This is a genomic window from Apilactobacillus apinorum (assembly GCF_001281175.1).
GTDB lineage: Bacteria > Bacillota > Bacilli > Lactobacillales > Lactobacillaceae > Apilactobacillus > Apilactobacillus apinorum.
The window spans coordinates 313,728-339,815 of record NZ_KQ440396.1 but is presented as its reverse complement, the minus strand read 5'-3'; the positions used below and the strand labels follow the sequence as shown (position 1 = coordinate 339,815).

Annotated in this window: 27 protein-coding genes; 21 read left to right on the top strand and 6 right to left on the bottom strand. The window is 32.0% G+C overall.

Annotated features, from left to right (window positions below):
- Positions 1–94 precede the first annotated feature (94 nt).
- From RZ74_RS04385 to arcD, 6 genes are all read left to right on the top strand, one after another.
- Positions 95–751 (top strand): histidine phosphatase family protein, encoded by a 657-nt coding sequence (locus tag RZ74_RS04385; RefSeq protein WP_083437166.1) that lies wholly within the window; start codon positions 95–97, stop codon positions 749–751.
- A 16-nt stretch (positions 752–767) separates the two neighbouring features.
- Positions 768–1,478 carry a tetratricopeptide repeat protein gene (locus RZ74_RS04380; protein ID WP_053950238.1) on the top strand — a complete coding sequence of 237 codons (711 nt, stop codon included), beginning with the start codon at positions 768–770 and terminating at the stop codon, positions 1,476–1,478.
- A 41-nt stretch (positions 1,479–1,519) separates the two neighbouring features.
- Positions 1,520–3,994, top strand: a complete 2,475-nt coding sequence (gene recD2 / locus RZ74_RS04375) for an SF1B family DNA helicase RecD2 (RefSeq protein ID WP_053950656.1) — start codon at positions 1,520–1,522, stop codon at positions 3,992–3,994.
- Between the two features lie 68 nt (positions 3,995–4,062).
- Positions 4,063–5,019: a ribose-phosphate diphosphokinase gene (locus tag RZ74_RS04370; protein ID WP_053950237.1), complete on the top strand. Its 957-nt coding sequence runs from the start codon at positions 4,063–4,065 to the stop codon at positions 5,017–5,019.
- Positions 5,020–5,127: 108 nt separating this feature from the next.
- Entirely contained in the window at positions 5,128–6,114 is a 987-nt protein-coding gene (locus RZ74_RS04365; protein ID WP_053950236.1) for an aldo/keto reductase, read from the top strand.
- A 102-nt stretch (positions 6,115–6,216) separates the two neighbouring features.
- Entirely contained in the window at positions 6,217–7,644 is a 1,428-nt protein-coding gene (gene arcD, locus RZ74_RS04360) for an arginine-ornithine antiporter (RefSeq protein WP_053950235.1), read from the top strand.
- Between the two features lie 28 nt (positions 7,645–7,672).
- Here the strand turns inward: arcD and RZ74_RS04355 are convergent, their stop codons facing one another.
- The 3 genes from RZ74_RS04355 to RZ74_RS04345 all read right to left on the bottom strand — a co-directional run bounded on the left by RZ74_RS04355 (position 7,673) and on the right by RZ74_RS04345 (position 10,559).
- Complete coding sequence (locus tag RZ74_RS04355) at positions 7,673–8,581, bottom strand: diacylglycerol/lipid kinase family protein (RefSeq protein WP_053950234.1); 909 nt, start codon at positions 8,579–8,581, stop codon at positions 7,673–7,675.
- A gap of 77 nt (positions 8,582–8,658) precedes the next feature.
- Positions 8,659–10,341, bottom strand: coding sequence for a ribonuclease J1 (rnjA, locus tag RZ74_RS04350; protein WP_053950233.1), 1,683 nt, complete (start codon positions 10,339–10,341; stop codon positions 8,659–8,661).
- Positions 10,342–10,343: 2 nt separating this feature from the next.
- A complete protein-coding gene (locus tag RZ74_RS04345) occupies positions 10,344–10,559 on the bottom strand; it encodes a DNA-directed RNA polymerase subunit epsilon (RefSeq protein ID WP_053950232.1) in 216 nt (71 codons plus the stop codon).
- A gap of 156 nt (positions 10,560–10,715) precedes the next feature.
- On the opposite strand from RZ74_RS04345, the gene RZ74_RS04340 reads away from it, so the two are divergent.
- Complete coding sequence (locus tag RZ74_RS04340) at positions 10,716–11,147, top strand: hypothetical protein (protein ID WP_148562077.1); 432 nt, start codon at positions 10,716–10,718, stop codon at positions 11,145–11,147.
- Between the two features lie 31 nt (positions 11,148–11,178).
- On the opposite strand, the gene def is transcribed toward RZ74_RS04340, so the two are convergent.
- Entirely contained in the window at positions 11,179–11,742 is a 564-nt protein-coding gene (gene def, locus RZ74_RS04335; RefSeq protein WP_053950230.1) for a peptide deformylase, read from the bottom strand.
- 135 nt (positions 11,743–11,877) lie between these two features.
- On the opposite strand from def, the gene RZ74_RS04330 reads away from it, so the two are divergent.
- Together RZ74_RS04330 and RZ74_RS04325 are read left to right on the top strand one after the other, a co-directional pair.
- The gene (locus RZ74_RS04330; protein ID WP_053950229.1) at positions 11,878–12,804 is read left to right on the top strand and encodes a Rossmann-fold NAD(P)-binding domain-containing protein; all 927 of its coding nucleotides are present in this window, start codon (positions 11,878–11,880) and stop codon (positions 12,802–12,804) included.
- Positions 12,797–13,075 (top strand): UPF0223 family protein, encoded by a 279-nt coding sequence (locus RZ74_RS04325; RefSeq protein WP_053950228.1) that lies wholly within the window; start codon positions 12,797–12,799, stop codon positions 13,073–13,075. The genes RZ74_RS04330 and RZ74_RS04325 overlap by 8 nt, the downstream gene beginning before the upstream one ends.
- A 34-nt stretch (positions 13,076–13,109) precedes the next feature.
- On the opposite strand, the gene RZ74_RS07030 is transcribed toward RZ74_RS04325, so the two are convergent.
- On the bottom strand, positions 13,110–13,244 hold the full coding sequence (locus RZ74_RS07030) for a hypothetical protein (protein ID WP_263505212.1): 135 nt from the start codon (positions 13,242–13,244) through the stop codon (positions 13,110–13,112).
- Positions 13,245–13,378: 134 nt separating this feature from the next.
- On the opposite strand from RZ74_RS07030, the gene typA reads away from it, so the two are divergent.
- The 10 genes from typA to holA all read left to right on the top strand — a co-directional run bounded on the left by typA (position 13,379) and on the right by holA (position 23,351).
- Positions 13,379–15,217, top strand: coding sequence for a translational GTPase TypA (typA, locus tag RZ74_RS04320; protein WP_053950227.1), 1,839 nt, complete (start codon positions 13,379–13,381; stop codon positions 15,215–15,217).
- Between the two features lie 215 nt (positions 15,218–15,432).
- Positions 15,433–16,563, top strand: a complete 1,131-nt coding sequence (locus tag RZ74_RS04315) for an FtsW/RodA/SpoVE family cell cycle protein (protein WP_083437201.1) — start codon at positions 15,433–15,435, stop codon at positions 16,561–16,563.
- Between the two features lie 18 nt (positions 16,564–16,581).
- Positions 16,582–16,860, top strand: coding sequence for a DUF2129 domain-containing protein (locus RZ74_RS04310; protein WP_053950225.1), 279 nt, complete (start codon positions 16,582–16,584; stop codon positions 16,858–16,860).
- A 12-nt stretch (positions 16,861–16,872) separates the two neighbouring features.
- Complete coding sequence (gene rsmD, locus RZ74_RS04305) at positions 16,873–17,427, top strand: 16S rRNA (guanine(966)-N(2))-methyltransferase RsmD (RefSeq protein WP_053950224.1); 555 nt, start codon at positions 16,873–16,875, stop codon at positions 17,425–17,427.
- Between the two features lie 5 nt (positions 17,428–17,432).
- Entirely contained in the window at positions 17,433–17,909 is a 477-nt protein-coding gene (gene coaD, locus RZ74_RS04300) for a pantetheine-phosphate adenylyltransferase (RefSeq protein ID WP_053950223.1), read from the top strand.
- Positions 17,910–18,965 carry a SepM family pheromone-processing serine protease gene (locus tag RZ74_RS04295; protein WP_053950222.1) on the top strand — a complete coding sequence of 352 codons (1,056 nt, stop codon included), beginning with the start codon at positions 17,910–17,912 and terminating at the stop codon, positions 18,963–18,965.
- A gap of 48 nt (positions 18,966–19,013) precedes the next feature.
- Positions 19,014–19,643 (top strand): ComEA family DNA-binding protein, encoded by a 630-nt coding sequence (locus RZ74_RS04290; RefSeq protein WP_187291397.1) that lies wholly within the window; start codon positions 19,014–19,016, stop codon positions 19,641–19,643.
- A gap of 49 nt (positions 19,644–19,692) precedes the next feature.
- Positions 19,693–20,172: a ComE operon protein 2 gene (locus RZ74_RS04285; protein ID WP_053950220.1), complete on the top strand. Its 480-nt coding sequence runs from the start codon at positions 19,693–19,695 to the stop codon at positions 20,170–20,172.
- Positions 20,173–20,358: 186 nt separating this feature from the next.
- Positions 20,359–22,326, top strand: coding sequence for a DNA internalization-related competence protein ComEC/Rec2 (locus RZ74_RS04280; RefSeq protein ID WP_053950219.1), 1,968 nt, complete (start codon positions 20,359–20,361; stop codon positions 22,324–22,326).
- The gene (gene holA / locus RZ74_RS04275) at positions 22,323–23,351 is read left to right on the top strand and encodes a DNA polymerase III subunit delta (RefSeq protein ID WP_053950218.1); all 1,029 of its coding nucleotides are present in this window, start codon (positions 22,323–22,325) and stop codon (positions 23,349–23,351) included. The genes RZ74_RS04280 and holA overlap by 4 nt, the downstream gene beginning before the upstream one ends.
- A 69-nt stretch (positions 23,352–23,420) precedes the next feature.
- Here the strand turns inward: holA and rpsT are convergent, their stop codons facing one another.
- Positions 23,421–23,669: a 30S ribosomal protein S20 gene (rpsT, locus tag RZ74_RS04270; protein ID WP_053950217.1), complete on the bottom strand. Its 249-nt coding sequence runs from the start codon at positions 23,667–23,669 to the stop codon at positions 23,421–23,423.
- A 271-nt stretch (positions 23,670–23,940) separates the two neighbouring features.
- On the opposite strand from rpsT, the gene rpsO reads away from it, so the two are divergent.
- Both rpsO and RZ74_RS04260 read left to right on the top strand, forming a co-directional pair.
- Positions 23,941–24,210, top strand: coding sequence for a 30S ribosomal protein S15 (gene rpsO / locus RZ74_RS04265; protein ID WP_034531743.1), 270 nt, complete (start codon positions 23,941–23,943; stop codon positions 24,208–24,210).
- Positions 24,211–24,374: 164 nt separating this feature from the next.
- Positions 24,375–26,066, top strand: a complete 1,692-nt coding sequence (locus tag RZ74_RS04260; RefSeq protein ID WP_053950216.1) for a ribonuclease J — start codon at positions 24,375–24,377, stop codon at positions 26,064–26,066.
- Positions 26,067–26,088: the final 22 nt, after the last annotated feature.

Here is a 26,088-nt window from a genome sequence, read left to right as displayed (position 1 = left end):
CTTATGAAAATAAGCATCTTTTTTTATATATGTTTTGAAAAAAAGGTCATTAATTGAGATAATAGAGATAAATCGAAATGAACGAGGGATAAAAGTGAAAATCTATTTTATTAGACATGGTAAGACTGAATGGAATCTTGAAAGTCGATATCAAGGAGCTGGTGGTGACTCTAAGTTACTACCAGAGAGTTACCAACAAATGAACCAGTTAGGTGAGTATTTAAAAGATATTGAATTTAACCATGCTTATTCAAGTCCCATTAAAAGAGCAAGAATAACAGCTAATCGAGTTTTACAACATTCTAAGAAAAGACCACCACTGTCTTTATGGAACCGTTTGGAAGAATTCCATTTAGGTAAAATGGAAGGACAAAAATTCGAGGATGTAAAAAAACAATTCCCTGAAAGTTATGATAACTTTAGAAATCATCCGGAAAAATATGATGCAACAGAAATCGGCGGAGAAAGCTTTAGCGATGTAATTGATAGAATGCAATATGCAATAAATACCATTGTTAACGCTAATCCTAATGATAGTAATGTTGTCATTTTTAGCCATGGAGCGGCTCTGAATGCTTTAATTAACTCATTATTAGGAGTTGAAATTAAGGATTTACGAAAACGTGGTGGATTGGCCAATACTAGTACAACTATTATAGAAACAAATGATAATGGTAAAACATTTGATTTAGTTAAGTGGAATGATACTGAATATTTATCAAAAGAAATTGATCAAACAGACGTAATTTAATTTGTAGGTGATTATTATGGATCAAAAGTCCGAAGAAATAAAAAATAGACAACAAGCAATTGAAAAGGAACATGAAGAAAAGCAAAGAAAAGCTGACGAGACTTTACATAAGTTAGTTGAAGATATAGATAATCATCCAGACGACTATCGTACTTATTATGATTTATGTAGTTTTTTAGTTCAATTGCATAACTATACTCAAGCTGAAGAATTAATGATGAAAGCTTTAGGATTATTTGCTGACAGAAGTAAAAAGGCTAAAGAAACTTTAACCTATGGACTAGGAAACGTATATTACGCTGCCGGTGAATATGATAAGGCAATCCAACAATTTAATAGCTTATCTGACGGTGATATGAAGACAGACGCATATATTATGCTCGCACAAAGTTATATGGCTAAAGAGGATTATAAGAAAGCAGTAGTATTCGCTTTAACAGCACAAGGATTTAGAAGACAAGATCCAGAAATAAACTATCTCTTAGCAAGTAGTTTATTAGCACTAGGTAACTTTAAAGAATCAGCCGAATTCTATGATAAAGTGCTTGCAGCTAAGCCTAATGATGGTAAAGCTAACTTTGATCGTGGAATCGTTGCAATGGTGTTAGAAGAAGATTTTAGTACTTATTTTGACAAGGCTAAATCAAACGATCCTAAATACTTTGAAAAAGGTCAAAAACGATTGGCTGATATTGAAAAATTTATTCAGGTCAAAAATAAAAAGTAAGGAAGTGAACTGCCGTGACCGAATCGATAGATTTATTTTCAATGGAAAATAATAATGAACAAAATGAAAAGTTATTCATAAATGGAAAAGTTGCGGCTACTTTCTTTGAAAGCAACGACAGTTTTTTTAAGGTGCTTTTAGTAAAAATTAGCGAAACCAATATCTCAGATTGGCATGAAGATGAAATCGTCATTACTGGTAATTTTGCAGATATTGCTGAAGAAAATGAATACCAATTTTTCGGAGTGTTGGTAGATCATCCAAAATACGGAAAACAATTTAAAGCTGATAATTATCATAGTACAGTACCTACCTCTAAAGAAGGATTAGTTGAATATCTTTCAGGAGATAACTTTGCCGGGGTAGGGAAGCAAACTGCCAAAAAAATGGTTGATATTTTGGGTGTTAATTTAATTACGGATGTTTTGGATAATGAATCCTTACTAGACAAGGTAGGACTATCAAGTAAGCAGCGCAAAACAGTAATTGATACGCTCCAAAAAAATAATGGAATGGAACAAGTTATTATTGGCCTTAATAGTTATGGCTTTGGAAGTAGCTTATCTTCTGCCATTTATAATAAGTATAAGGGAGACACCTTAAAAGTAATCGAAGAAAACCCATATCAATTAGTTGAAGATATCGATGGAATTGGTTTTAAGAAGGCTGATGATATCGCTAAACAAATGGGGATGTCAGCCAATAATCCTGGAAGAATTAGAGCGGGGCTAATTTCAGCACTACAGTCACTATCATTAAAGAATGGTGATACTTATACTCAAACCGGACCAATTTTAGATGAAACTTTAAAGTTATTAAATAATGGAAATTCAGAAAATATAACAGGTGATGATTTATCTGAACAATTTTTGGAGTTAGCTAAAACTCAAAAGATTGTTGGAGAAGAAGATAGAGTTTATTTAAAAGATTTATATGATGATGAATGGCGAATTGCTGAACATATCAATCGTATAATCAAAAATCCAAATACAAAGACATTTGATGATGAAACTATCGATAAGAAGATTAGATTGATTGAGAAAAAATTAAATATTTCTTACGATGAGTCACAAACAAATGCTTTAAAACAAGCGATAAAATCACAAATGTTCTTACTAACAGGTGGACCTGGAACTGGAAAAACAACGATTATTAAAGGGATTATTTATTTATATGCGTATTTAAATGATTATTCTTTAGACATAAATAAATATAAAGAACATGAATTTCCAATTTTACTAGCGGCACCAACAGGACGCGCCGCTAAGAGAATGCAAGAAACATCAGGGATTCCTGCTAGTACAATTCACCGATTATTAGGTCTAAGTGGTTATGATGATAACAATGAAGGCACCAAAGATTTAGAAGGTGGATTACTAATTGTTGATGAAATGTCTATGGTTGATACCTACTTATTTAAGGCACTTATGCGAGCGGTTCCTAATCAAATGAAGGTTATTTTAGTAGGTGATAAAGATCAACTACCATCAGTAGGACCGGGACAAGTATTCACTGATTTATTAAGATCACAAAGAATAAATAGCATGCAATTAAGTACTATTTATAGACAAGATAGTAATTCTACAATTATTCCATTGGCACATAGCATTCAACAAGGGCGATTACCAGAAGATTTCAATGAAAAACAGTCAGATAGAAGCTTTATTCCATGTGGTGCTAATCAAATGAGTTCAGTGATTGAACAGATTGTGAAAAGAGCTAAACAAAAAGGATTTAGTGCCACTGATATTCAAGTATTATCACCAATGTACAGAGGGATGTCAGGAGTTAATCATTTGAACGATGTTATTCAAGAAATTATGAATCCTGGTAATAAGGAAGACCAATTAGAATATAGAGGAATTCATTTTAGATTGGGTGATAAAGTTCTTCAATTAGTTAACAGCCCTGAAGATAATGTGTTTAACGGTGACATTGGTCAAATTATAGAAGTCATCCATGGAGAAAAATCTACACAAGATAAAATCAAAGTGGCTTTTGATCAAAGTGAGGTCACATACCAAAGAAAAGATTGGATTCAAATAACGTTAGCATACTGTACAACAATTCATAAGGCACAGGGTAGTGAGTTCAAGATGGTAATTTTACCAATTGTGCCACAGTTTACTAAAATGTTGAAAAAGAATCTTTTATACACTGCGATTACCCGTGCCAGTGATACGTTAATTATGATTGGTGACTATGATTCATTTTTAAGCTGTGCACAAAGCGAGTCTGATAACAGAAATACGAGTTTAATGCAGAGAATTCAGTCATTATTAAATGGTGAGATAAAACCATCTAATACTGAACTATTAACTGATAAGAAACAAACTGTTGAAACAAATAATGAAAAAGATAAGCCTGTAGATACAAATAAAAATGATCAAGTAGAAGAGAAAGTATCTACTGAAGAAGATACCGATAATACAATTAAATCCTATCGTTTGACCTCAAGTCTAATCAATTCAGATCAAATTGATCCAATGATTGGAATGGAAGGGATTAAACCTTAAAATACAAGTAAAAATTTGAAGTTTATGGTAAAATCTAATTATCAATTACTTCGAGAGGGGCATTATTCATAGTGGAATCATTGAGTAATAAAAATATGAAAATATTTTCTTTGAGTTCCAATAGACCGTTGGCTGAAAAAATAGCTGAGGTTTGCGGAATCAAATTGGGAGAAGCAACCATTAATCGTTTTAGTGATGGTGAAATTCAAATCAAAATTGATGAAAGTATTAGAGGAGATTCAGTTTACATTATTCAATCATTAACGGATCCAATTAACGCTAATATTATGGAATTATTTATTATGATTGATGCTGTAAGAAGAACCAGTGCCAAATCAATCAACGTTGTCATTCCTTACTATGGATATGCTAGACATTCTGCTAAAAAGAGAGAAAGAAAAGCAATTATTGCTAAATTAATTGCTAGAATTCTCGAAAATACTGGGATTGATAGAGTGCTTACTTTAGATTTACATGCTGCTCAAATCCAAGGATTCTTTAATAAACCAGTAGACAATCTAAAAGCAGACAAACTAATGGCAAAACACATGCTAGATAATTATGATTTAGAAAATGCTGTGGTGGTATCACCAGACCATGGTGGTGTTGGTCGCGCTCGTGGGTTTGCTGGACTAATCGATGCTCCAATTGCGATTATTGATAATCGTGATCCAGAAAATGAAGAACATATGCCAACATTTATTATTGGGGATGTTAAAGATAAGGTTGCAATCGTTGCAGACGACATGATTGATACCGCTTCTAGAGCTGTGAAAGCAGCCAATGTATTAGCCAATAATGGTGTAAAAGCTGTATATTTAGTTACTACTCATGGTGTTTTTGCAGGGGATGCAATCAATAAGATTAGCAATGCGCCGATTAAAAAGGTGATTGTTTCTGATTCTGTTTATATTGCACCAGAAAAGCAAATCGATAAACTAGATATTGTTTCAGTAGCCGATTTAATGGGTAATGCAATTTTAAGAATTCATAACAATAAATCAGTTGGAAAATTATTTAGATAATATCCAAAGTCCTAATGAAAATTAGGACTTTTTTATTAATTGATTTCTTGATTTCATAATTCAGAAAACTTAAAATGAAACTATAATAATAGAAATTGAGGTGTAATCATGTATAAAGCTTCAGATGAAAGATACGATAACATGAAAGTTAGAAGAGCAGGGAACTCTGGTCTTCAATTACCCGCTCTATCATTTGGAATGTGGCATAGTTTTGGTGATGATGCTAATTTTCAAGATAGTAGAGAAGTAATGTTAAATGCCTTTGATAAAGGAATCTTCAGTTTTGATTTGGCAAACAACTATGGACCTGGATCAGGTGCCGCAGAAAGAATGTTTGGCCAAGTATATAATCAAGATTTAAAACCATATCGTGATGAATTAATTATTACTACTAAAGCTGGATACCACATGTGGCCTGGACCATACGGTTCATTTTCTTCTAGAAAAACACTTGTTGCTGCTTTGGACATCTCTTTAAAGAGAATGGGATTAGATTATGTAGATATTTATTACAGTCACCGTTTTGATCCTAACACTAGCTTAGAAGAAACTGCTGAAGCACTAGACAGTACTGTTAGATCTGGAAAAGCGTTGTATGTTGGTATTTCTAATTACAATGGTGAACAAACAAGAGAAATCATTAAGTACTTTAAAGAACTTCACACACCTTTTGTTGTGAACCAAGCTTCATATAACATGTTGAATCGCTCAGCTGAAGAAGATGGCACAATTGATGCATTGAAAGAAAATAACGATGGATTAGTTGCATACGGTCCTTTAGCTGAAGGGATTTTAACAGATAAATATCTAAACGGATTACCTGATGATTTAAAACTACACTTTACCAATAGCTTTATGATGGAAAATAAGGATGAAGTAGTAAAACGATTAAACCAATTAAATGACTTAGCCAAGAATAGAGATCAAACATTAGCACAAATGAGTTTAGCTTGGTTACTTCATGATCCAGTTGTTACCAGTGTTGTTACTGGAGCATCAGATCCAAAACATCTAGAATCTAACTTAAAAGCATTAGATAACTTAGAATTTTCACCAGATGAATTAGCTAAGATTAACGAAATTTTGAAGAAATAAAAAAGAAGCGACTTAAAGAGTCGCTTCTTTTTATATGACAAAAGGGGGCTAAATACGGTATAATATTTAATTGTTTTAAAAATATATTAAAGGAGAGATATAATGAATAATTCCGCTAAAAAGCTTAATTTAACGGAACTAATTGGTTTAGTAATTGGTTCAATCATTGGTGGAGGTATTTTTAACCTTATGCACGATATGGCATCACAAGCTGGTGTAGGTGCAGTCATTATTGGTTGGATCATTACAGCGATTGGGATGCTCTCTTTGGCTTTCACATTTCAAAATTTAACTAACAAAAGACCTGACCTACAGGCTGGAATTTATAGTTTCGCAGATGCAGGGTTTGGTCACTATATTGGATTCAATTCCGCATGGGGATACTGGTTATCAGTATGGTTAGGTAATATCAGTTATGCAATCTTATTGATGAGTGCACTAACATATTTCTTTCCTATTTTTGATAATGGTCACAACTTAGTTTCATTTATTGCCTCATCAATTATTTTATGGGGTGGTCACTACCTAGTATCACGTGGAATTCATTCTGCTTCATTCATTAACACAATTATTACAATTACCAAATTAATTCCAATACTATTATTTATCTTAATAGTATTTCTATCATTTAAATTAAATGTTTTCACAAGCGACTTTTGGTTAACCGGAAATAAACCATTTAATTTTTCTGACGTTTTATCTCAAGTGAAAAGTACAATGTTAGTTACTGTATTTGTTTTCTCTGGGATTGAAGGGGCGGTTATCTTTTCTGGATATGCTAAAAAAAGAAAAGATATTGGAAGAGCTACAATTCTAGGAATTATCACGGTGACTTTAATTTACATGTTAATTACTTTGCTTTCATTTGGTGTTATGCATCAAGCACAACTTGCTAGTTTAGGACAACCAGCAATGGCTGATTTACTTCAACACCTTGTAGGTAAATGGGGAGCAGTAGTAGTTAATGTTGGTTTAATTATTGCTGTTTTAGGTGCCTGGTTGTCATGGACAATGTTTGCTGCGGAAGTTCCTTATGAAGCAGCTAAGGTCGGATCATTTCCTAAGATATTTGCGAAAGAAAATAAGAATGGAACACCAATTAATTCACTGATTTTTACTAACGTATTAGTTGAATTATTTATGATTTCATTCTTCGTTGCATCTAGTGCTTATAACCTATTCCTATCTATTTCTAGTGCAGCGGTATTAATTCCGTATGCTTTCTCAGCATTTTATCAAGTTAAGTATTCATACTTAAACAAAGATTTAAATGATCGAAAGAGAAATATCTTTTTAGGAATTGTTTCCAGTATTTATGCTTGTTGGTTATTATATGCTGCTGGATTAAACTATATTTTAATGACAACAATATTATTCGCACTAGGAATCCCAGTATATTATTACCTACAAAAATACGATAATAAAAATAAACATGTCTTTACAAAGATTGAAGCAGTAATTGCTTTTATTCTTCTAATTTTAGCTATTTTAGCTATTTATGAGATTGCTACAGGTAAAATAACGTTTTAAAAAAAGAGTGATAAATATCACTCTTTTTTTAAACTAAAAATGGGTATCTAAATTTATAATATTCTAAATCATAGAATCTACTACCTAATGTTTCACCATCTGCATGACCGTATTCTAGAGAAGGGATTTCAATTCTAATATTAGAACTGTGTATCTTAAAAGCTGACTTAACAGTTAAATGATGCTTAAATATAACTTTCATTAATACGAAAAATAGTTGAAAAATATTTTTTCTCTTTAGAACCATTAGATCAATTTCACGTGTAGCATCATTATTAGTTGCAGAAACCATAAAAACTTTCTTTAATTCATATTTTTTCTCATTTGCTTTAATAACAACTGGGAACGTACTTAGGTTGTATATAGTTGGAATGATTGATAAGTAGTATTGAAAACGAGTTTTTAAATTTATTTTATGAGTTCTAAAATTATTTTTTAAACTAAAAACATTGGCGTCTAATCCAATTCCTAAATTGGTTAAAAAGAGGCCTTTTTGTTTCTTAATATGCTCTGTGAATAGTCCGACATCATGCATTAAAATTTTAGGATCATCCATAGTATCTTCAATGTTAGCTTTAACATTAAATTCTTTTTTCAAATGATTAAAGAAATTATTGTTAGAACCAGAAGGGATAATTGCAATTGGAATATCTACAATACCTTCATCAACTTCTTGTGCTTTTCTAACTCCCTGAATAGTTTCATGAACAGTTCCATCGCCACCGATAACGATAATAGCATTAGGGAGATTATTAATACGTTCGTTTGTAATAAGGTGATGAGATACAATTGAAACTAAGTGAAGAGGGTGCCTTGATATTTTTAATTTATAATTAAGGCCTAGGTTGTCTAATTGTTTTTTTATTTCTGGCCATTGATTTTTTGCTTTTCTTCTATTAGCAACAGGATTTAAAACAACTAGAAAGTAATTACTCAATTAACATTCTCCTTTCTTTTAAATAAAAAAACGAATTCTACTAAGAATTCGTTTTTTTAATAATTATCAATTGCAAATTATTTTTTGTTCATAATTAACATTGGTAAAATTAGAGGGTGTCTTTCAGTCTTATTGTATAAGAATTCTTGTAAGTCATCGATTATAGCATTTCTAATGCTAGATTCGTTAGCGTTTTTGTTACGCATAGCTCTTCTAATTGTTCTGAAAACTAATCTTCTACCTTCATCTAGTAATTGACCTGACTCTCTCATGTAAACAAAACCTCGGGATAGTAGGTCAGGACCTGATTGAATTTCTTGATCTTTTAGATTTATTGTTGCAACAACAACAACTAAACCCTCTTCAGATAGTAACTGACGATCTCTAAGAACAACGTTACCAATGTCACCAATTCCGTTACCATCAATGTAAACATCTCCAGCAGCGAAGTGACCAGCAATTCTTGCAGAGTCTTTGGTAAGAGCCAAAACATCACCATTCTTCATGATGAAGCTGTTTTCCATTGGCACACCACATTGTTCTGCTAACTCGGTGTGAATCTTAAGCATCCTAAATTCACCGTGAATAGGCATGAAATACTTAGGTTTCATTAAACTAAGCATTAGTTTTTGTTCTTCTTGACCACCATGTCCAGATGTATGAATCTTATTGATTTTACCATGAATTACTTTAGCACCAGCTTCTTCTAATTCATTGATAACACGATTAACACTAACGGTGTTACCTGGAATAGGGTTACTTGAGAAAACAACAGTATCATTTGGTTGAATAGCAATTTGTCTGTGAGTACCGTTAGCTATTCTAGATAGTGCAGCCATAGTTTCACCTTGAGAACCAGTACATAGAATCAATGTTTTTTCAGCTGGTAGTGATTGTAGTTCAGAAGCATCAACGAAGGTACCTTCAGGAACGTTTAAGTATCCTAATTCTTGTCCATTGACAATGGCAGCTTCCATACTTCTACCAAACACTGCAATTTTTCTGTCATGCTTAATAGCAGCATCACAGGCGGTTTTGATTCTAGAAATATTAGATGCGAAAGTGGCAAAAATGATTCTACCAGTTTCTTCATCGAAGATATGTTCAACAGCTGAACTAATCCAACTTTCTGATTTAGTCCAGACAGGTCTTTCAGCATTAGTACTGTCAGACATTAAACAAAGGACACCTTCTTGACCTAATCTAGCCATTTCTTGTAAATCAGGCGGCTGTCTCGTTACTGGTGTTAAGTCAAACTTGTAATCACCAGTTTCGACGATGACTCCAGAAGGGGTATGCACTGCAATTCCTAAAGTATCTGGAATTGAGTGGGTAGTTCTGAAGAATGATACCTTTGTTTTGTTAAATTTTAGAACTGTTTTTGGATTAATTTCGTGAATTTCAGTACTTCTTAATAATCCATGTTCTTCCAATTTATTTTTGATAAGTGCTGACGCCAATGGACCAGCGTAAATAGGAACATTTAAATCGCGAATTAAGTAAGGAACACCACCGATATGATCTTCATGTCCGTGGGTAATTACTAAAGCTTTGATTTTGTCCTTGTTTTTTACTAGATATTGGTAATCAGGGATAACGTAATCTACCCCTAACAAATCATCTTCTGGGAACTTAATTCCAGCATCTATTAGAATGATTTCATCTTGAAATTGAACACCATAAGTGTTTTTTCCAATTTCACCAAGTCCACCAACGCCATAAATAGCAGTTTCGTTATTTTTGACGTTTAGTTTGTTCATAATTATTTAAACTCCGTAATTTTAAAATCTGGGCTCTTTTGTTCGTAAGCCAAGTGGTTTCCTTCTAGAGGTTCGATAAATTCGATGTTGTGATCAGTGTTTTGGTCAACAAGTTCTCTTGCTTCAACTTCTGTATCACATTCCACATATAGTGCTTTAGTGAACTCTCTCTTAGGATTTGCTTTGTTATCTTCTTGGTATAAAACTTTAAATATCATAAAAAATACAATCTCCTTCTATGTTTTTTAACCGTGCGATTGTGTGGTACACAACTAATTGTTTTAATTTTATCATATTAATATTGATAAGTATAGTAACCAATAATGGAACATAAATGATAGAATTAAAAGAAATAAAGGGTAGGGGAGGTAAATATGATGGAGTTATTTCTGGAAATATTATTTGGATTTATCATCGCCGTTGTTGGTTATAACGTGATACATTATTTTTTTATAACAAAACCTAAAGATGCGGGTAAAAGTGAAACAATATCAGTGTTAAATGACTTAATGGAATCCGCAGGAAAAAAATCTAAAATCAAAATTTTTAAAATTAACGATTTATCTGAAATATGGGAAAGAAATATTTATGTTTTTGAATATGTGATTGAATCAGACAATCAATTAGTTCGGACAATTACTGATGAAATCGATTTAATAAATAAGTCGGGGAGATGGAATCATAAAATTGTTATGACTGATTATTATATTCGTGACAATTATATTCATATTGATTTAGCATATTTATTAAACCTGGCTACTTACGAATATGTTTTGGATATGGAAAAATTAAAAGATGTAAATTAAAAAGCACAGACATATTGTCCGTGCTTTTTTATTATTCAATGAATAAGTCGTTATCAACTTTTGAGAATGGATTTTCTTTATCAACATGATCATAGAATAAAGTACCATGTAAATGATCGATTTCGTGTTGGCAAACAATTGCAGGGTAGTTTTTCAAACGAATTGTATGTTCTTCACCATTAACATCTTGGTATTTTAATGTAATTCTTGCTGCACGATGAATAAATCCAGGGACATCTTCATCAACTGACAAACAGCCTTCACCTTCAGTGATAGCACATCTTTGAACAGAACTAGATAAAATAACAGGATTAATAATAACATCTTTAAAGATTGGTTCTCCGTCACCTTCAAAGTCGTTAGGAACAAGAACAGATGCCATCATTTTTGAAACACCAACTTGTGGTGCGGCAAGACCAACACCAGCTCTTAGTTTATATTTTTCACAAAGAACAGGATCTTGACTTACTTCTAAGTATTCCATCATGTCTTCAGCTAATTTTTTATCTTCATCGCTAAGCGGAAACTCAACCTTATCGGCTTGTTTTCTAAGTACTTTATTACCATCACGAACGATGTCTTTCATTAATATCACGTGAATGACCTCCCAGTTATTTATTAATCTATTATAACATAATATATCAAAACCAATTTATTAAACGGAAGATAATAAGGATGACTTTTTTGACTCATGGTATAATTACAGTACTTATTATTTCGGAGGCAGATTATGAATACTAATTTAGTAGTTGATGGAGATCAAGATAGAATAAAAGCGTTAGTTGAATGCATGCTTTTTATAGACTATCCAGTCCAATTAACGATTCTTAATCATAATATGGATGATTTTATAACTAATATAGAATCTCGTTTATTGTGCGAAAATTTTGACGTTTCAATAGATGATGATAATGCTGATTACCATGATTTTGATGGATTTATGTATTTATATCCATTTCCGGAAGATGATTTAGATGACAAAGAAGACATTGTTAATTTTCTTTCTCCATATTTAGATCAGTTCAGAACCTCACTAAACCTAGCTATCAAAGGTGGTTTTAGCGGTAAAATTCTAATTAATGGTTACTATGATGAAATTCTTAACTATTTTGCCACTAAGTTTTCTGGTAAAGATCCAAATACTGTTATTTCAACAGGATTACTAGGAAAAACACTTTTATTGAAACATCTATTAAGAAGATATTTTAATATTAGTTTGTCAGATATTAATGTCAGCGTTGTGGGAAATCAATCAACTAACTTAATTACCTGGAGTAGAGCGTACATTGGACAATCGCCAATTCTTTCGTATTTAGCAAATCCAAATAATTTATTTAGTACAGAAATATTTGCCAAGGCAGAAGAAATTCTAAGTCAAAATCATTTTGATGAAGTTGTTCAGATGAAGGCGATTTTGATGATTTTGGATGCAATATTTATGGAAAAGCCATGCCTAGCAAGTGTAGGCCACGTCGTTAATTTTCATGATGAGGTTACTGCCGTTAGTGAACCGGTGATGTTAAACCATACAGGGATGGTATCCACTGTAGAAATGGTTCTTTCTGATAAAGAAAATCACATCTATTTAGAATCTAAACAAGAAGTTATCGACATAATTAATTTAATAGTAGAAGGTAGTAGAGAACAAAATGAATAATTACTCATATCCAATTTTTGAAGATTGGAGTAAAGAAGAATTAATGATTATGATGCAATTATATAATTCAGTTGAGGAAGCATATGAAAATCCAAATGGTTCTAATGCTCAAAAAATTATCGACCTTTATATTCAATTTCAAAGTATTAATCCATCTAAGATGGAGCAAAAACAAATTGATCGTGATTTTCAAAGTATTTCCGGATATAGCCTTTTTAAAACTTATAAGGCAGCTCAATCTGTTAAAAGAACTAATATAAAAATGGATTAAATTAGTTTTTTATAATGTATAAATATTAATCAAATTAGAATAGTAAACAAACGTTAATAATTAAGCATTGCATTAAGGTTGCTAATATTGACGTAGTTACTTTTTGTGTGGTATCATCAGTAACTGTATTGGTAGCGACGAAGATTGCACAAAAGAACTTTTCTAACATTTGGTTAAGTTCCGACTGTGACTATTGTCACAGTTTTTTTATGCAAATTTAATTATTTAACGTAATAAACTCGGTCCGAGTTGCTAAGTATTATAGAAACAAATATTTATGCTTCGAAGGGAAGGAAACTCATAATGAAGACAAGAGACGATATTAGAAATATTGCTATTATTGCCCACGTTGACCACGGTAAGACAACTTTGGTTAACGAATTACTAAAGCAATCAGATACTTTAGATGAACACGTTCAAATTGAAGATCGTGCCATGGATACTAATGATATTGAAAAGGAACGTGGTATCACAATCCTTTCAAAGAATACTGCTGTTAGATACCAAGATAAACAAATTAACATCTTGGATACACCAGGACATGCTGACTTCGGTGGAGAAGTTGAACGTATTATGAGAATGGTTGACGGTGTTCTTTTGGTTGTTGACGCTTTTGAAGGTACTATGCCACAAACTCGTTTTGTTTTGAAAAAAGCCCTAGACCAACATTTGACACCTGTTGTTGTTATTAACAAGGTTGACCGTCCAGGTTCACGTCCTAGCGAAGTTGTTGATGAAGTATTAGATCTATTTATTGAATTAGGTGCTGATGATGATCAACTAGACTTCCCAGTTATTTACACTTCTGCTATGAACGGTACTTCAAGTTACGACGAAGACCTATCAACTCAAGAACACACTATGAAGCCAATCTTTGACACAATTGTTAAAGCTATCCCAGCTCCAGAAGACAACTCAGACGAACCACTACAATTCCAAGTTGCTATGCTTGATTATGATGATTTCGTTGGTCGTATCGGTATTGGTCGTATCTTTAGAGGTACAATCAAGGTTGGTGACAACGTTACAGTTATGAAACTTGATGGTTCTACACAAAACTTCCGTGTTACTAAGCTTATGGGATTCTTTGGTCTTAAGAAGTTGGATATCGAAGAAGCCAAAGCCGGTGACTTAATTGCCATTTCTGGTATGGAAGAAATCAACGTTGGGGAATCTGTAGTTGATCCTTCAGCTCAAGAAGCACTTCCAATTCTAAGAATTGACGAACCAACTCTACAAATGACATTCGGTACAAACACTTCACCATTTGCTGGTAAAGAAGGTAAGTTTGTTACTGCTCGTCAATTACAAGACCGTCTAGAAAGAGAATTACACACTGATGTTTCTCTACGTGTTGACGAAACTGACCAACCAGGTTCATGGACTGTATCTGGTCGTGGTGAACTTCATTTATCAATCTTAATTGAAAACTTAAGACGTGAAGGATACGAATTACAAGTATCACGTCCACAAGTTATCATTAGAGAAATTGATGGACAACAATGTGAACCATTTGAATCAGTTCAAATCGATACTCCAGATGAATACTCTGGTACTATCATTCAAACATTATCAGAAAGAAAAGGTAACATGCAAAACATGGAAAGTGTTGGAAACGGTCAAACTCGTTTGACATTCCTTGCACCTTCACGTGGTTTGATTGGTTACTCAACTGAATTCCTTTCAATCACTCGTGGTTACGGAATTATGAACCATACTTTTGATAGTTACCAACCAGTTATCAAGAACTGGAACCCAGGTAGAAGAAATGGTGCCTTAGTTTCAATTAACGAAGGTAAGACAACCACTTACGCTACTATGGGTATTGAAGATCGTGGTACTATCTTCGTAGATCCAGGTACTGAAGTTTACGAAGGTATGATTGTTGGTAAGAACAGTCGTGACAACGATATCTCAGTTAACATCACTAAAGGTAAGCAAATGACTAACGTTCGTGCTTCTGCTAAGGATGAAACTGCTAAGATTAAGGAACCACAACACTTAACTCTTGAAGAATCTCTAGAATTCTTAAATGAAGATGAACTTTGTGAAGTTACACCTGAAAACATTCGTTTAAGAAAAGAAATTCTAAACACTAACGAACGTGAAAAACAAGCTAAGCGTAGACGTCATAACAGCTAATACGCTTAAAAGGATGAACATTAATGTTCATCCTTTTTTTGTGCATTGAAATTATGATAAGCTCACAAACAGGTATGCTATAATATTAGTAATATTCAAATGGGTAATATGGAGATGTACTTATGCTTAAGGCTGCTTTTCAAATCGTTATAAATTTTTTTAAAAACATAAATTTAAATAAACACTTAAAAATTTTAAAATCCAATATAGATGCAATGGACTATTACATTTTTATTCCTTATATTATGTTGTCTGTAATTGGAATTATAATGGTGTATTCTGCAAGTTCTAATATTGCTACTCAAATAGGGGGAACACCAACTGGATATCTAATTAGACAAAGTATGTTTGTTGTAATTAGTTTGATCATCGTACTAATATGTTTATGTGGTCAAAATCTTTTCGTACGAAAAGGTGCGTTTTTAGGTTTATTTTGTATCGCAATGGCTGGGGGGCTAATTTGGTTAAAATTTTTTGGTCATTCAGTTAATGGTGCTGCTGGATGGATTCCGCTTGGACCATTACATATTCAACCTGCTGAAACTGCAAAAATTTATATAATTTTAGTGATGTCGAATATTTTAGCTAATCATGAAAATGATTTAATTCATAAAATAAGAAAACCGGTATTAGTCCAAAGTGGATTTGTTTTCTTTATGCTTTGTATGATATTAATCCAACCAGATTTGGGAGGAACTATCATTAATGCATTAATTTTCGTGGTGATTATTTTTGCATCAGGAATGAACTGGAAGGGTGCTACATTAATTTCTTCCAGCATGATTCTTGGTGGTTGGATTGTTTTAAAAACAGCATTGTTTATTTTTAGAAATGGATCATCCAATTATCAAATTCAACGTATATTAGCTTATGGTAACCCATTTAAGTATGAACAAGGAATCGGACATCAACTTGTTAATTCGTATTACGCACTAAGTAATGGTGGGATTTTTGGTGTTGGATTAGGTAACAGTATTCAAAAGACAGGTTATTTGCCTGAACCCAACACGGATTTTATTATGTCAGTTATTTCCGAAGAATTAGGTTTAGTGGGAGTATTGTTGATTTTATTTTTATTATTTATCATTATCGTGAAAGCTTTCCAAATGGGAATTAGAGCAAATAATACATATGATGCGTTAGTATCATATGGAGTGGGAACTTACTTGCTCGTTCAATCATACTTCAATATTGGTGGAGTAATTGGTCTATTACCAATTACAGGGGTTACTTTCCCATTTATTAGTTATGGTGGTTCAAGTATGTTAACTCTTGCCCTTTGTATCGGAATGTTATTAGTTATTAGTGCAAAACAAAAAATTCAAAGAAAACATAAATTAAAGTAATTACACGGAGGTAATGTTTTGTCAGAAGCAATTGAAGATAGAAAAAGCCTAATTGTTTATGTATATTCAACAAAACAAGTTCGACAATTAAAAAAATATGGATTGATATATTATGTATCTCAAAAGATGCACTACGTTGTTATGTATGTGAATGCTGACAATTACGAATGGGTAAAAGAAAAGATCAGTTCATTAAGAATCGTCAAAAAAGTAGAAGAAACTCCATACGAACAAATAGCAAATGAACTTGCTGTATCTAATGACTTCGATGAAGTTGATGATGACGAAGATTACTAAGGAGTATTTATGATGAGAGTGGTATCTGGAAAATTTGGTAGCCGTAGTTTAAAACCGGTTCCCGGTAGTAAAACTAGACCAACAACCGATAAAGTAAAAGAATCTCTATTTAACATGATTGGACCATTTTTTAATGGTGGGACCTTTTTAGATTTGTATGCTGGATCAGGTTCAGTTGCAATTGAGGCGGTATCCAGAGGAATCGATAAAGCTACGTTAGTTGATCATCAATATTTAGCAATTAAAACAATTAAAGAAAATGTTGAAATGACTAAAGAAAAGGATAGCTTTCAAGTATACAAAATGGATTCTGATTTAGCGCTAGAAAAATTTTCTAATGACAATGCTAAATTTGATTTTATATTCTTAGATCCTCCATACAAGGATCAAAAAATGGTGGAACAATTAGAATACATTAAAAACAGTAGTCTTCTACAAGAAGATGGAATTGTGATTTGTGAGACTGACGATAATGTTAATCTTCAAGATGATGTAGATGGATATAGTTTAATTAAACAAAAGAAATATGGAATAACAATTATTTCTATATATAAGATCAAGGGGTGATACTAGTGACAAAAGCAATTTTTCCGGGGAGCTTTGATCCGATTACCTACGGACATTTAGATTTAATTAAAAGAGCGAGTCAAATGTTTGATGAACTTGTTGTGACTGTTGCAAAGAACACCAGCAAAAATGGTATTTTTTCTTTTGAAGAAAGAATTAATTTAATTGAAGAAAACGTTAAAGATATAGATAATGTAACTGTTACTATGGCAGAAGGATTGACCGTAGACTTAGCTAAAAAAATGAATGCAACAGTAATTGTCCGAGGATTGAGAAATTCATCTGATTTCAATAACGAAAGTGCAATTGCTACTATGAATCATAATTTAGATAAATCAATTGAGTCAGTATTTCTGATCACTAAGCCAAAGTATCAATCTGTTTCATCCAGTTTAATCAAAGAAATAGCCCATTTTAATGGAGATATATCTGAGTTTGTTCCGTCTAATGTTTCAAAATTCTTAAAAAAGAAGATGAAATAAATGTTTAAAAAACACAAAAAGCTTAAAATATTTTCCGTAATAGTGGCACTAATTGGTCTAGCTATACTAGTTAATTTACCAATACTACCGAATTATATTGAAGGTCCTGGAACGGCACCCGATTTAAAACATGTGGTTTCTATTCCAAATCATAATGATAAATATAAAGGTAAATTTATGTTTACCACCGTTAGTGAATCCCAGGCCTCTGTTGTTACATATTTATTAGCTAAATTCAATCCGCATGAAGAAATTGAAAGTATCGGTGACGTTACTGGTAATCAAGATCAGCAAAGTTACCTTAACCTTCAAACTGTTTATATGGAAAGTGCTATAAATAGCGCCGTTTATAATGCTTTTAAAGCAGCACATAAATCTGTTTCTCTTTCCTATCGTGGGATTTATGTTCTAGATGTCGATTCGAAGTCAAATTTTTATAAGCACGTTAATGTAGGTGATTTAATTGTTTCGTTAAATCATCACGAGTTTAAAAACTCAGCTGAGTTCAGAAAGTATGTTCAAACTAAAAAAATTGGCGATAAGATGACTTTAACCGTTTATAGAAATGGAAAAGAAATTCAAATCACTAAGAAGCTTTATAAATTAGCCGGAACTGATAAAGCAGGTATCGGAATTATTTTACAAGATGATAACCAAGTTTCAATGTCATTACCAATAAATGTTAACCCTGGTGCCGTTGGTGGACCATCTGCTGGATTAATGTTTACCTTACAAATTTATCAACAATTGACTGGTAAGAACATAAGAAAGTCCCAAAATATTGCCGGTACAGGTACTATTGATGACCAAGGAAATGTTGGCGAAATTGGTGGGATTGATAAGAAGATAATTGCTGCTAGAGATGCAGGGGCAAAATACTTTTTAGCACCTTATGTAAAGCCAACTAAAGATGTCTTGAAGTATGAAGATCAACATATGACAAATTATCAAATGGCAGTTAAAACTGCTCGTAAATATGCTCCTAACATGAAAGTTATTCCCGTAACATCATTTAAGGACGCACTAAATAAATTAGCTAAGATAAAAGGGATGTAAAATATTTACATCCTTTTTTCGTACATAAAAATATGGAGGGAGGAAAAGGTGAATAAGATAATAGAATATTCAACGCATTTAAAAGAAATAATTGATGAACATTTATATAAGATATTAATAGGATTGTTACTAGGTTGTTTCAGTATGGGACTATTTTTAGTAGTTGCTTTAAGTAAGCAAAATGATAGGAATATTGTACAAAACGACATATCTACTATTGATAATACAAATGTAGATAGTAGTGATATTGAATCTACAAACAGTAATAAGCAAATTTATATTGACGTTAAAGGAGAAGTCAATAATCCTGGCGTTTACAAGATGAAAGCTGGTAGTAGGGTGACTGACCTAATTAGAAACGCTGGTGGATTCAAAAAAGATGCAGACCAAACTGCGGTTAATCTTGCCAAACAGTTAGCAGATCAAGATATGATTGTTGTTTATAAAGTAGGGCAAGGACCTAAAGCTAATCAAACGGATGATGTAGAAAAAGTTAATATAAATAAAGCCGATTCTGATGAACTTCAAAAATTAGATAGAGTTGGAGAGAAAATGGCCCAAAAAATCATCGATTATCGTAATCAACACAATGGTTTTCATTCAATTGATGAAATAAAACAAATTAGTGGATTTGGTGAAAAAACTTTTGAAAGATTAAAAGATTCTTTAACAATCTAATTTTTGTTATACTATATAACAATAGATTAACAAGGGAGAGAATCTAATCATGACAAAGCATAGAATTCCATGGGATCAATATTTCATGTTACAAGCAGTCCTTTTGTCTACCAGAGGAACTTGTAATCGTCTATCTGTAGGTGCCACAATTGTAAGAGATAAGAGAATCATAGCTGGTGGATATAACGGTTCCGTTGCTGGAGATGAGCACTGTATAGATGTAGGTTGCTATATGAGGGATGGACATTGTTTAAGAACAATCCATGCTGAAATGAATGCTATATCTCAGTGTGCAAAGTTTGGAGAATCTACAGATGGAGCGGAAATTTATGTAACTGATTTTCCATGTTTGCCATGTACAAAGGTTTTACTTCAAGCAGGTATTACTAAGATTAATTACCTTAGAAACTACCATAATGATGAATATGCAGTTTCATTAATTAAACAAAATAATGTTGAATTGAACCAAGTTACCTTGGATGAAGAAACTATCAAACAAATTGAATTTGGCTCTTATTTACCAAAATAAATAGATAATTTATATATTTTTCCATCTGTAATGATGGGCATAATAAGAATTCTAAAGTTAAAAAGCATCACCGTAAGTAAAATAACCACTTTAATAGTGGTTATTTTTGTTTTTATATGCTTTTATACAAGTTTGTCATTAAAAAATAATTTTGTAGAACAACCTAAATCCATTAGTACGACTTTGATGATATACCCTGATGAAATTAAAAAAACAGACCAAGGTTATTATGGAATATTTGAATCATTAAAAGGAGGTAAAAAGTATTTAGCTTTTGGAAAAGATAAAAGATTATTAAAAAAATCTTCTGCTTGTGAAATAACTGTTGATGGACAAATTACTCAAATTGATGGGCCACGTAATTTTAATCAGTTTGATTCGAGTGATTATTATAAAAGTTTAGGGGTTATGAATAAGCTTTCTATAGATAAAATCAAAACCTTTAAAAGGTCCCATGATAATAAAATTATAGATTGGTTGCACTATATCAGAAAGAAAATGATGGATTTTTCTGATAAATTACCTAGTCCGCTAGACGTATACACCAAAAGCTTGTTTTTAGGGTCAATGGATTCATCCTTTAATGATGAGTTAATCGGAGTAAAGACGCTAGGATTAATCCATTTATTCAGTATTTCAGGCCTTCATGTTTTTTATATTGTTTCGTTAATATCATTAATATTAAAAAGGTTAAAGCTTACAAAAGAAACTAGGCTGATAATTACTTGTCTATTTTTACCAACTTATTTTATTATTGCTGGTTCTTCCGTTGGATTATTAAGATCGATTTTATCTGTGGAAATTGGAATGATTTTTGCTTTGTTTAAAAGAAGTATTACTTCTTTAGATACTTATAGTATTACTTTGATGGTTAATTTATTTCTTCAACCTATGATGCTTACTCAGTTTGGCAGTCAGTTGAGTTATGTACTTGCATTTGCATTGATATATACCAGTGGGATGAGTACTATAAAGCAAACTATTATGATGAATTTGGTCAGTTTGCCATTTGTAATTTATAAACTATATGAATGGCATCTGTTAACTATGTTTGCAAATTATTTAGTGATTCCAATTTTTTCAATAATTGTAATGCCAGCAATATTGATTGCGATAGTAACATATCCAATTACCGAAACGATTTCACAAGTCGTATCTTCTGGTTTAACACTATTTGATAACGGATTAAACTTAGTAGGTAATTTACCAGGAGAAATTGTATTTGGTAAGCCTAATATATTTGTGACAGCATGTGTTTTTTTTATAACTTTACTAGTGTTAGATAACCACAAGAGTAAAAAGACTTTATTATTAATATTATTATACGTTGGATCATTTTTATGGATTCATTATCCAATACAAGGAGAGGTATCTTTTTTTGATGTTGGACAAGGAGATAGTATTTTAGTTCGAACACCATACAATACATCAATAACAGTCATTGATACTGGCGGAAAAATAAATTTTAATGATAAAAATACTATTCATTATCAAGCGCCAAGAACGTCTATTAATTATTTAAAAAGCATTGGAATTAGTCATATCGACAATCTTGTTTTTACACATCAAGATTTTGATCATACAGGAGATGCTGGTGCTTTCTTATCGGAACTATATGTAAAAAGATTAATCATTGGATCTGGAATGCAAAATAATAAACAATTGATGGATAGAATCAAGAAGGATATGGCTAATACAAAAATGCAATTGGTTTTGGCAGAAAAAAATATTAATAATTTTCCATTTAATATATATCATCCGTTTAAACCAGGATTAGGTTCCAATGATGATTCAATCGTATTAGGGGCAACCATAAATAACAAAAAATGGCTATTTATGGGAGACTTACCTTCAACAGGGGAGTTAGATATTTTAAATAAGTATAAGAACATAAAGGCAGACTATTTAAAATTAGGTCATCATGGTAGTAAAAATTCTAGTTCTAACGAATTTCTAAAATCAATTCATCCACAAATGGCAATTATTTCAGCGGGAAGAAACAATCGATATCACCATCCAAATGTGGAAACTCTTAATAGATTAAAATTAAATCATATTGGTTACTTAAACACACAAAATCAGGGTATGATATCATATAGATATGGATTATTAGGCAACCGTTGGATAACTGAGTTGCAAGGAGAAGTACAATGAATGTTAACGAAGTAAAACAAGATATCAAAAATAATAAACTTAAACCGATATACCTAATATTAGGTCAAGAAGAATATTTAATTGAACAATTAAAAAAAGAGTTTTATAAAATTATTCCTGATGAAGAAAAGACAATGAACTTCGCTAGTTACGATATGGAAAGTCAAAATGTTGCTGTGGCTGTAGAAGATGCTGCATCTTTTCCTTTCTTTGGTGAAAAAAGACTTGTTTTCATAACTAATCCATATTTTCTAACGGGAGATAATACCAAAAATTCTGTTGATCATGATTTAGAAAGCTTTTTAGAGTATGTTAGCCATCCTGTTGACAGTACTGTTATGGTGATAATTGCTCCATATAATAAATTGGACGCTAGAAAGAAAATAACAAAAGAGTTAAAGAAAACAGCTGAGTTTATTGATTTTAGTCAGATAGATGAAAAAGCAGTCACAACATATGTAAGTAATTTTATTCAAAATGCGGGATATAAAATAGAAAATGCAACCCTACAATCATTTATTGAAAGAGTTTCAGGAGATTTATCTAAAGCGATGAATGAAATTCCTAAGCTGCTACTATATTGTCAAAATGATAAGGTGATTACTATTGATGCAATTAATAGCTTAGTTGCTAAATCGTTGGATCAAAATGTTTTTGATTTAATTAACTTAGTGATGAAAAAAAATTCAAAAGAAGCTATTGATTTGTATCGTAATTTGTTGCTGGAAGATCAAGAACCACTACAGATAAATGGAGCTTTAGTTTCACAGTTTAGCTTGTTGATTCAAGTTATGGGATTAGCTAATAAGGGGTATAGTCAAGGAAATATAGCTACCAAGTTAGGAGTTCATCCTTATCGTGCAAAACTAGCGATGCAGAACATAAGAAAGTATAGTTTTAAATCTTTAAGTGATGCATATTTAGGTTTAGTTGATTTAGAAACTAAATTGAAGTCTACTCAAGAATCTCCGGAATTATTATTCCAAATGTTTACGCTTAAATTTGTTGATAATCAAATTAATTAAACAAAAAAAGGACATCCCACAACAGGGATGTCCTTTTGAATAAAAAAAGCTCAGTATGAACTGAGTTTTTTATTTGTTTAATTTAGCTAGACGTGATTTGTTACGTGCAGCAGTATTTGCTTTGATTAAGCCTTTTGACTTAGCATGGTCTAATGCGCTAACAGCGTTGTTGAATAATTCTTCACGGTTGTCAGCATTTACATCAGCTTTTTCAAACTTCTTAACAGCAGTTCTCATCTTGCTTAGTTGAGAAGCGTTACGTTTGTTTGCTTTTTCATTAGTTTTTACACGTTCGATAGCAGATTTAATAACAGGCATGAAATTCACCTCCAAAAAAGTCGAATTTTATTTAAAATCCTTAAATTTCAACGCCTTTAATTATACAAAATACAACTTAAAAAAGCAATAGAATTATATAAATCCAAAGTTTGGTGAATAATTATATGATTGTCTTGATATTTAAAAGCAATCAGAGTACTATTAATAAAGTAGTTTAGATACTACAGTACCTATACTTAGTTTTGTCGTTATTCTCATCGACGCTTTACTCAGTATTTGGTATATTCAATTTTGAAAGGTGGGAAACATAATGGCTCTAACACAAGCTGAAAAGAACGACATCATCAAGAAGTATGCTAGACATGATGGTGATACTGGTTCTGCTGAAGTACAAATTGCTGTACTAACTGCTGACATTAATGAAATTAATGGTCACATGAAAGAACACAAGAAGGATTTTCATTCACAACGTGGTTTGTTAAAGAAAATCGGTCACCGTCGTAACTTACTAAGATACTTACGTAACACTGATGTTCAACGTTACCGTGATTTAATCAAGAGTTTAGGTCTACGTCGTTAATATCTAATGGGACTGCTTATGAGCAGCCCCATTTTTTTATACATAAACATTTAAGAGTTATAAATAAATTTAAAAGTATGATACACTGTAGTTAGTTATTTTGATCGTATTGAAATTAAACTATTTCATAATAAAAAGTACATAAATATAATATGAGGTGAATCATGAAAAATAGTGTAAAAATCATTCCCTTAGGAGGAGTAAGGGAAAGTGGTAAGAATTTGTATGCTGTTGAAATTAATGACGGCATTTATGTTTTAGATTGTGGTTTAAAATACCCAGAAAATGATATGTTAGGAATTGACGTTGTTATTCCTGATTTTTCTTACTTAAAAGAAAATAAAGATAAAATCATTGGTGTATTTCTATCAAATAGTGATATGGATTCTATTGGAGCTTTACCATATTTTGTAAGCGAATTTAACGTTCCTGTATTTGGTTCAAAGCTTACTGTGGAAATGGCTAAATATGAAGTTAAAAATAATGAAAAATCTAAAAAGTTTAATAACTTCAATGTCATTAATGAAAAAAGCGAAATTATCTTTGATGATGTGACAGTTAACTTCTTTAAAACTAGTCACTCAGTACCCGATTCAATGGGAATTGCTTTATCTGTTGAAGAAGGTCAAATTGTATACACTGGAGATTTTAAATTCGACCCAGCATTAAGAAATGGTTTTGCGACCGACTACAGTTCAATTGCTAAGGTAGGTAGCAAAAAAGTAATTGCCTTATTATCAGATTCACAAAATGCTGATAATCCTTTCCCAATGGCTAACGAAATTCAAGTTGAACAATCTATTTTAAATACATTTAAAGATAGTAAGGGCCGTGTAATTGTCGCTGCAAACTCTGCCAATTTATTACGTATTCAACAAATTTTTGATTCTGCAATGAATTCTGAAAGAAAAGTATATGTTGGTCATAGTTTAGATCCAAAGATTAAAATTGCAATGGACTTAGGATATGTAACAGCTGCTGAAGACTTACTAATTGAAGATGTAAAAGATTTGGATAATCTTGAAAGTGATGAAATTGTTGTTCTAGAAAGTAATCCTATCAGTGAACCAATCAAGGTAATTCAAAGAATGGCTGCTCAACAAGAAAAGGACATTAACATTGAACCTGGTGATGTTGTCTTAGTTGCTACTTCACCATCACCAGCAATGGATAATGCTATGGCAAAAACTGATGACATGGTATATCAAGCAGACGGAACTGTTAAAGTTATCTCTAACGAATTAAATATGTCAGATCATGCTAGTGCTGAAAACGTACAAATGCTAATTAGTTTATTAAAGCCTGAATACTTCATTCCTGTTAGTGGAGAATACATGATGATGAATGAAAGCAGAAAGGCTGCTATGAACATGGGAATTTCTGATGACAATATTTTAATTGTTAGCAAGGGTGAAGTTCTTGAATATGACGGAAGTAAGTTCCACCATGGAACTGCTGTTGAAGCAGGGAACACAATGATTGATGGTATCGGTGTTGGTGACATTGGTAATATTGTTCTTCGCGATAGAAAAGTTTTATCTGAAGATGGTATTTTTATCGTAGTTGTTACTATTGATAGAAAGAAAAAAATTATTATCTCTCGTCCGAAAATTACTTCAAGAGGATTTATTTATGTTAAATCCAATAAAGATTTAATGAATGAAGCAGCTGAAATTGTTTCTAACACAATTCAATTGAATCTTGATAATAAGGAATTTGATTGGAGTCATTTGAAACAATCAGTTAGAGAAAAAATCAGTCATTTCTTATTCGATAAGACTAAGAGAAGACCAGTAATTCTTCCAGTTATTATGGAAGTAAATCAACACCATAAAAAGAAACGTCCACAAAAATAAATCGGTATAAATTCGGAGTGAT

Coding starts and splice junctions, on each gene's coding strand:
- RZ74_RS04380 (WP_053950238.1), top strand. CDS start 768: ATGGATCAAAAGTCCGAAGAAATAAAAAATAGACAACAAGCAATTGAA.
- recD2 (WP_053950656.1), top strand. CDS start 1,520: ATGGAAAATAATAATGAACAAAATGAAAAGTTATTCATAAATGGAAAA.
- RZ74_RS04365 (WP_053950236.1), top strand. CDS start 5,128: ATGTATAAAGCTTCAGATGAAAGATACGATAACATGAAAGTTAGAAGA.
- arcD (WP_053950235.1), top strand. CDS start 6,217: ATGAATAATTCCGCTAAAAAGCTTAATTTAACGGAACTAATTGGTTTA.
- rnjA (WP_053950233.1), bottom strand. CDS start 10,341: ATGAACAAACTAAACGTCAAAAATAACGAAACTGCTATTTATGGCGTT.
- RZ74_RS04345 (WP_053950232.1), bottom strand. CDS start 10,559: ATGATATTTAAAGTTTTATACCAAGAAGATAACAAAGCAAATCCTAAG.
- RZ74_RS04340 (WP_148562077.1), top strand. CDS start 10,716: ATGATGGAGTTATTTCTGGAAATATTATTTGGATTTATCATCGCCGTT.
- RZ74_RS04330 (WP_053950229.1), top strand. CDS start 11,878: ATGAATACTAATTTAGTAGTTGATGGAGATCAAGATAGAATAAAAGCG.
- RZ74_RS04325 (WP_053950228.1), top strand. CDS start 12,797: ATGAATAATTACTCATATCCAATTTTTGAAGATTGGAGTAAAGAAGAA.
- RZ74_RS07030 (WP_263505212.1), bottom strand. CDS start 13,244: ATGTTAGAAAAGTTCTTTTGTGCAATCTTCGTCGCTACCAATACAGTT.
- typA (WP_053950227.1), top strand. CDS start 13,379: ATGAAGACAAGAGACGATATTAGAAATATTGCTATTATTGCCCACGTT.
- RZ74_RS04315 (WP_083437201.1), top strand. CDS start 15,433: ATGGACTATTACATTTTTATTCCTTATATTATGTTGTCTGTAATTGGA.
- rsmD (WP_053950224.1), top strand. CDS start 16,873: ATGAGAGTGGTATCTGGAAAATTTGGTAGCCGTAGTTTAAAACCGGTT.
- RZ74_RS04295 (WP_053950222.1), top strand. CDS start 17,910: ATGTTTAAAAAACACAAAAAGCTTAAAATATTTTCCGTAATAGTGGCA.
- RZ74_RS04285 (WP_053950220.1), top strand. CDS start 19,693: ATGACAAAGCATAGAATTCCATGGGATCAATATTTCATGTTACAAGCA.
- RZ74_RS04280 (WP_053950219.1), top strand. CDS start 20,359: ATGATATACCCTGATGAAATTAAAAAAACAGACCAAGGTTATTATGGA.
- holA (WP_053950218.1), top strand. CDS start 22,323: ATGAATGTTAACGAAGTAAAACAAGATATCAAAAATAATAAACTTAAA.
- rpsT (WP_053950217.1), bottom strand. CDS start 23,669: ATGCCTGTTATTAAATCTGCTATCGAACGTGTAAAAACTAATGAAAAA.
- rpsO (WP_034531743.1), top strand. CDS start 23,941: ATGGCTCTAACACAAGCTGAAAAGAACGACATCATCAAGAAGTATGCT.
- RZ74_RS04260 (WP_053950216.1), top strand. CDS start 24,375: ATGAAAAATAGTGTAAAAATCATTCCCTTAGGAGGAGTAAGGGAAAGT.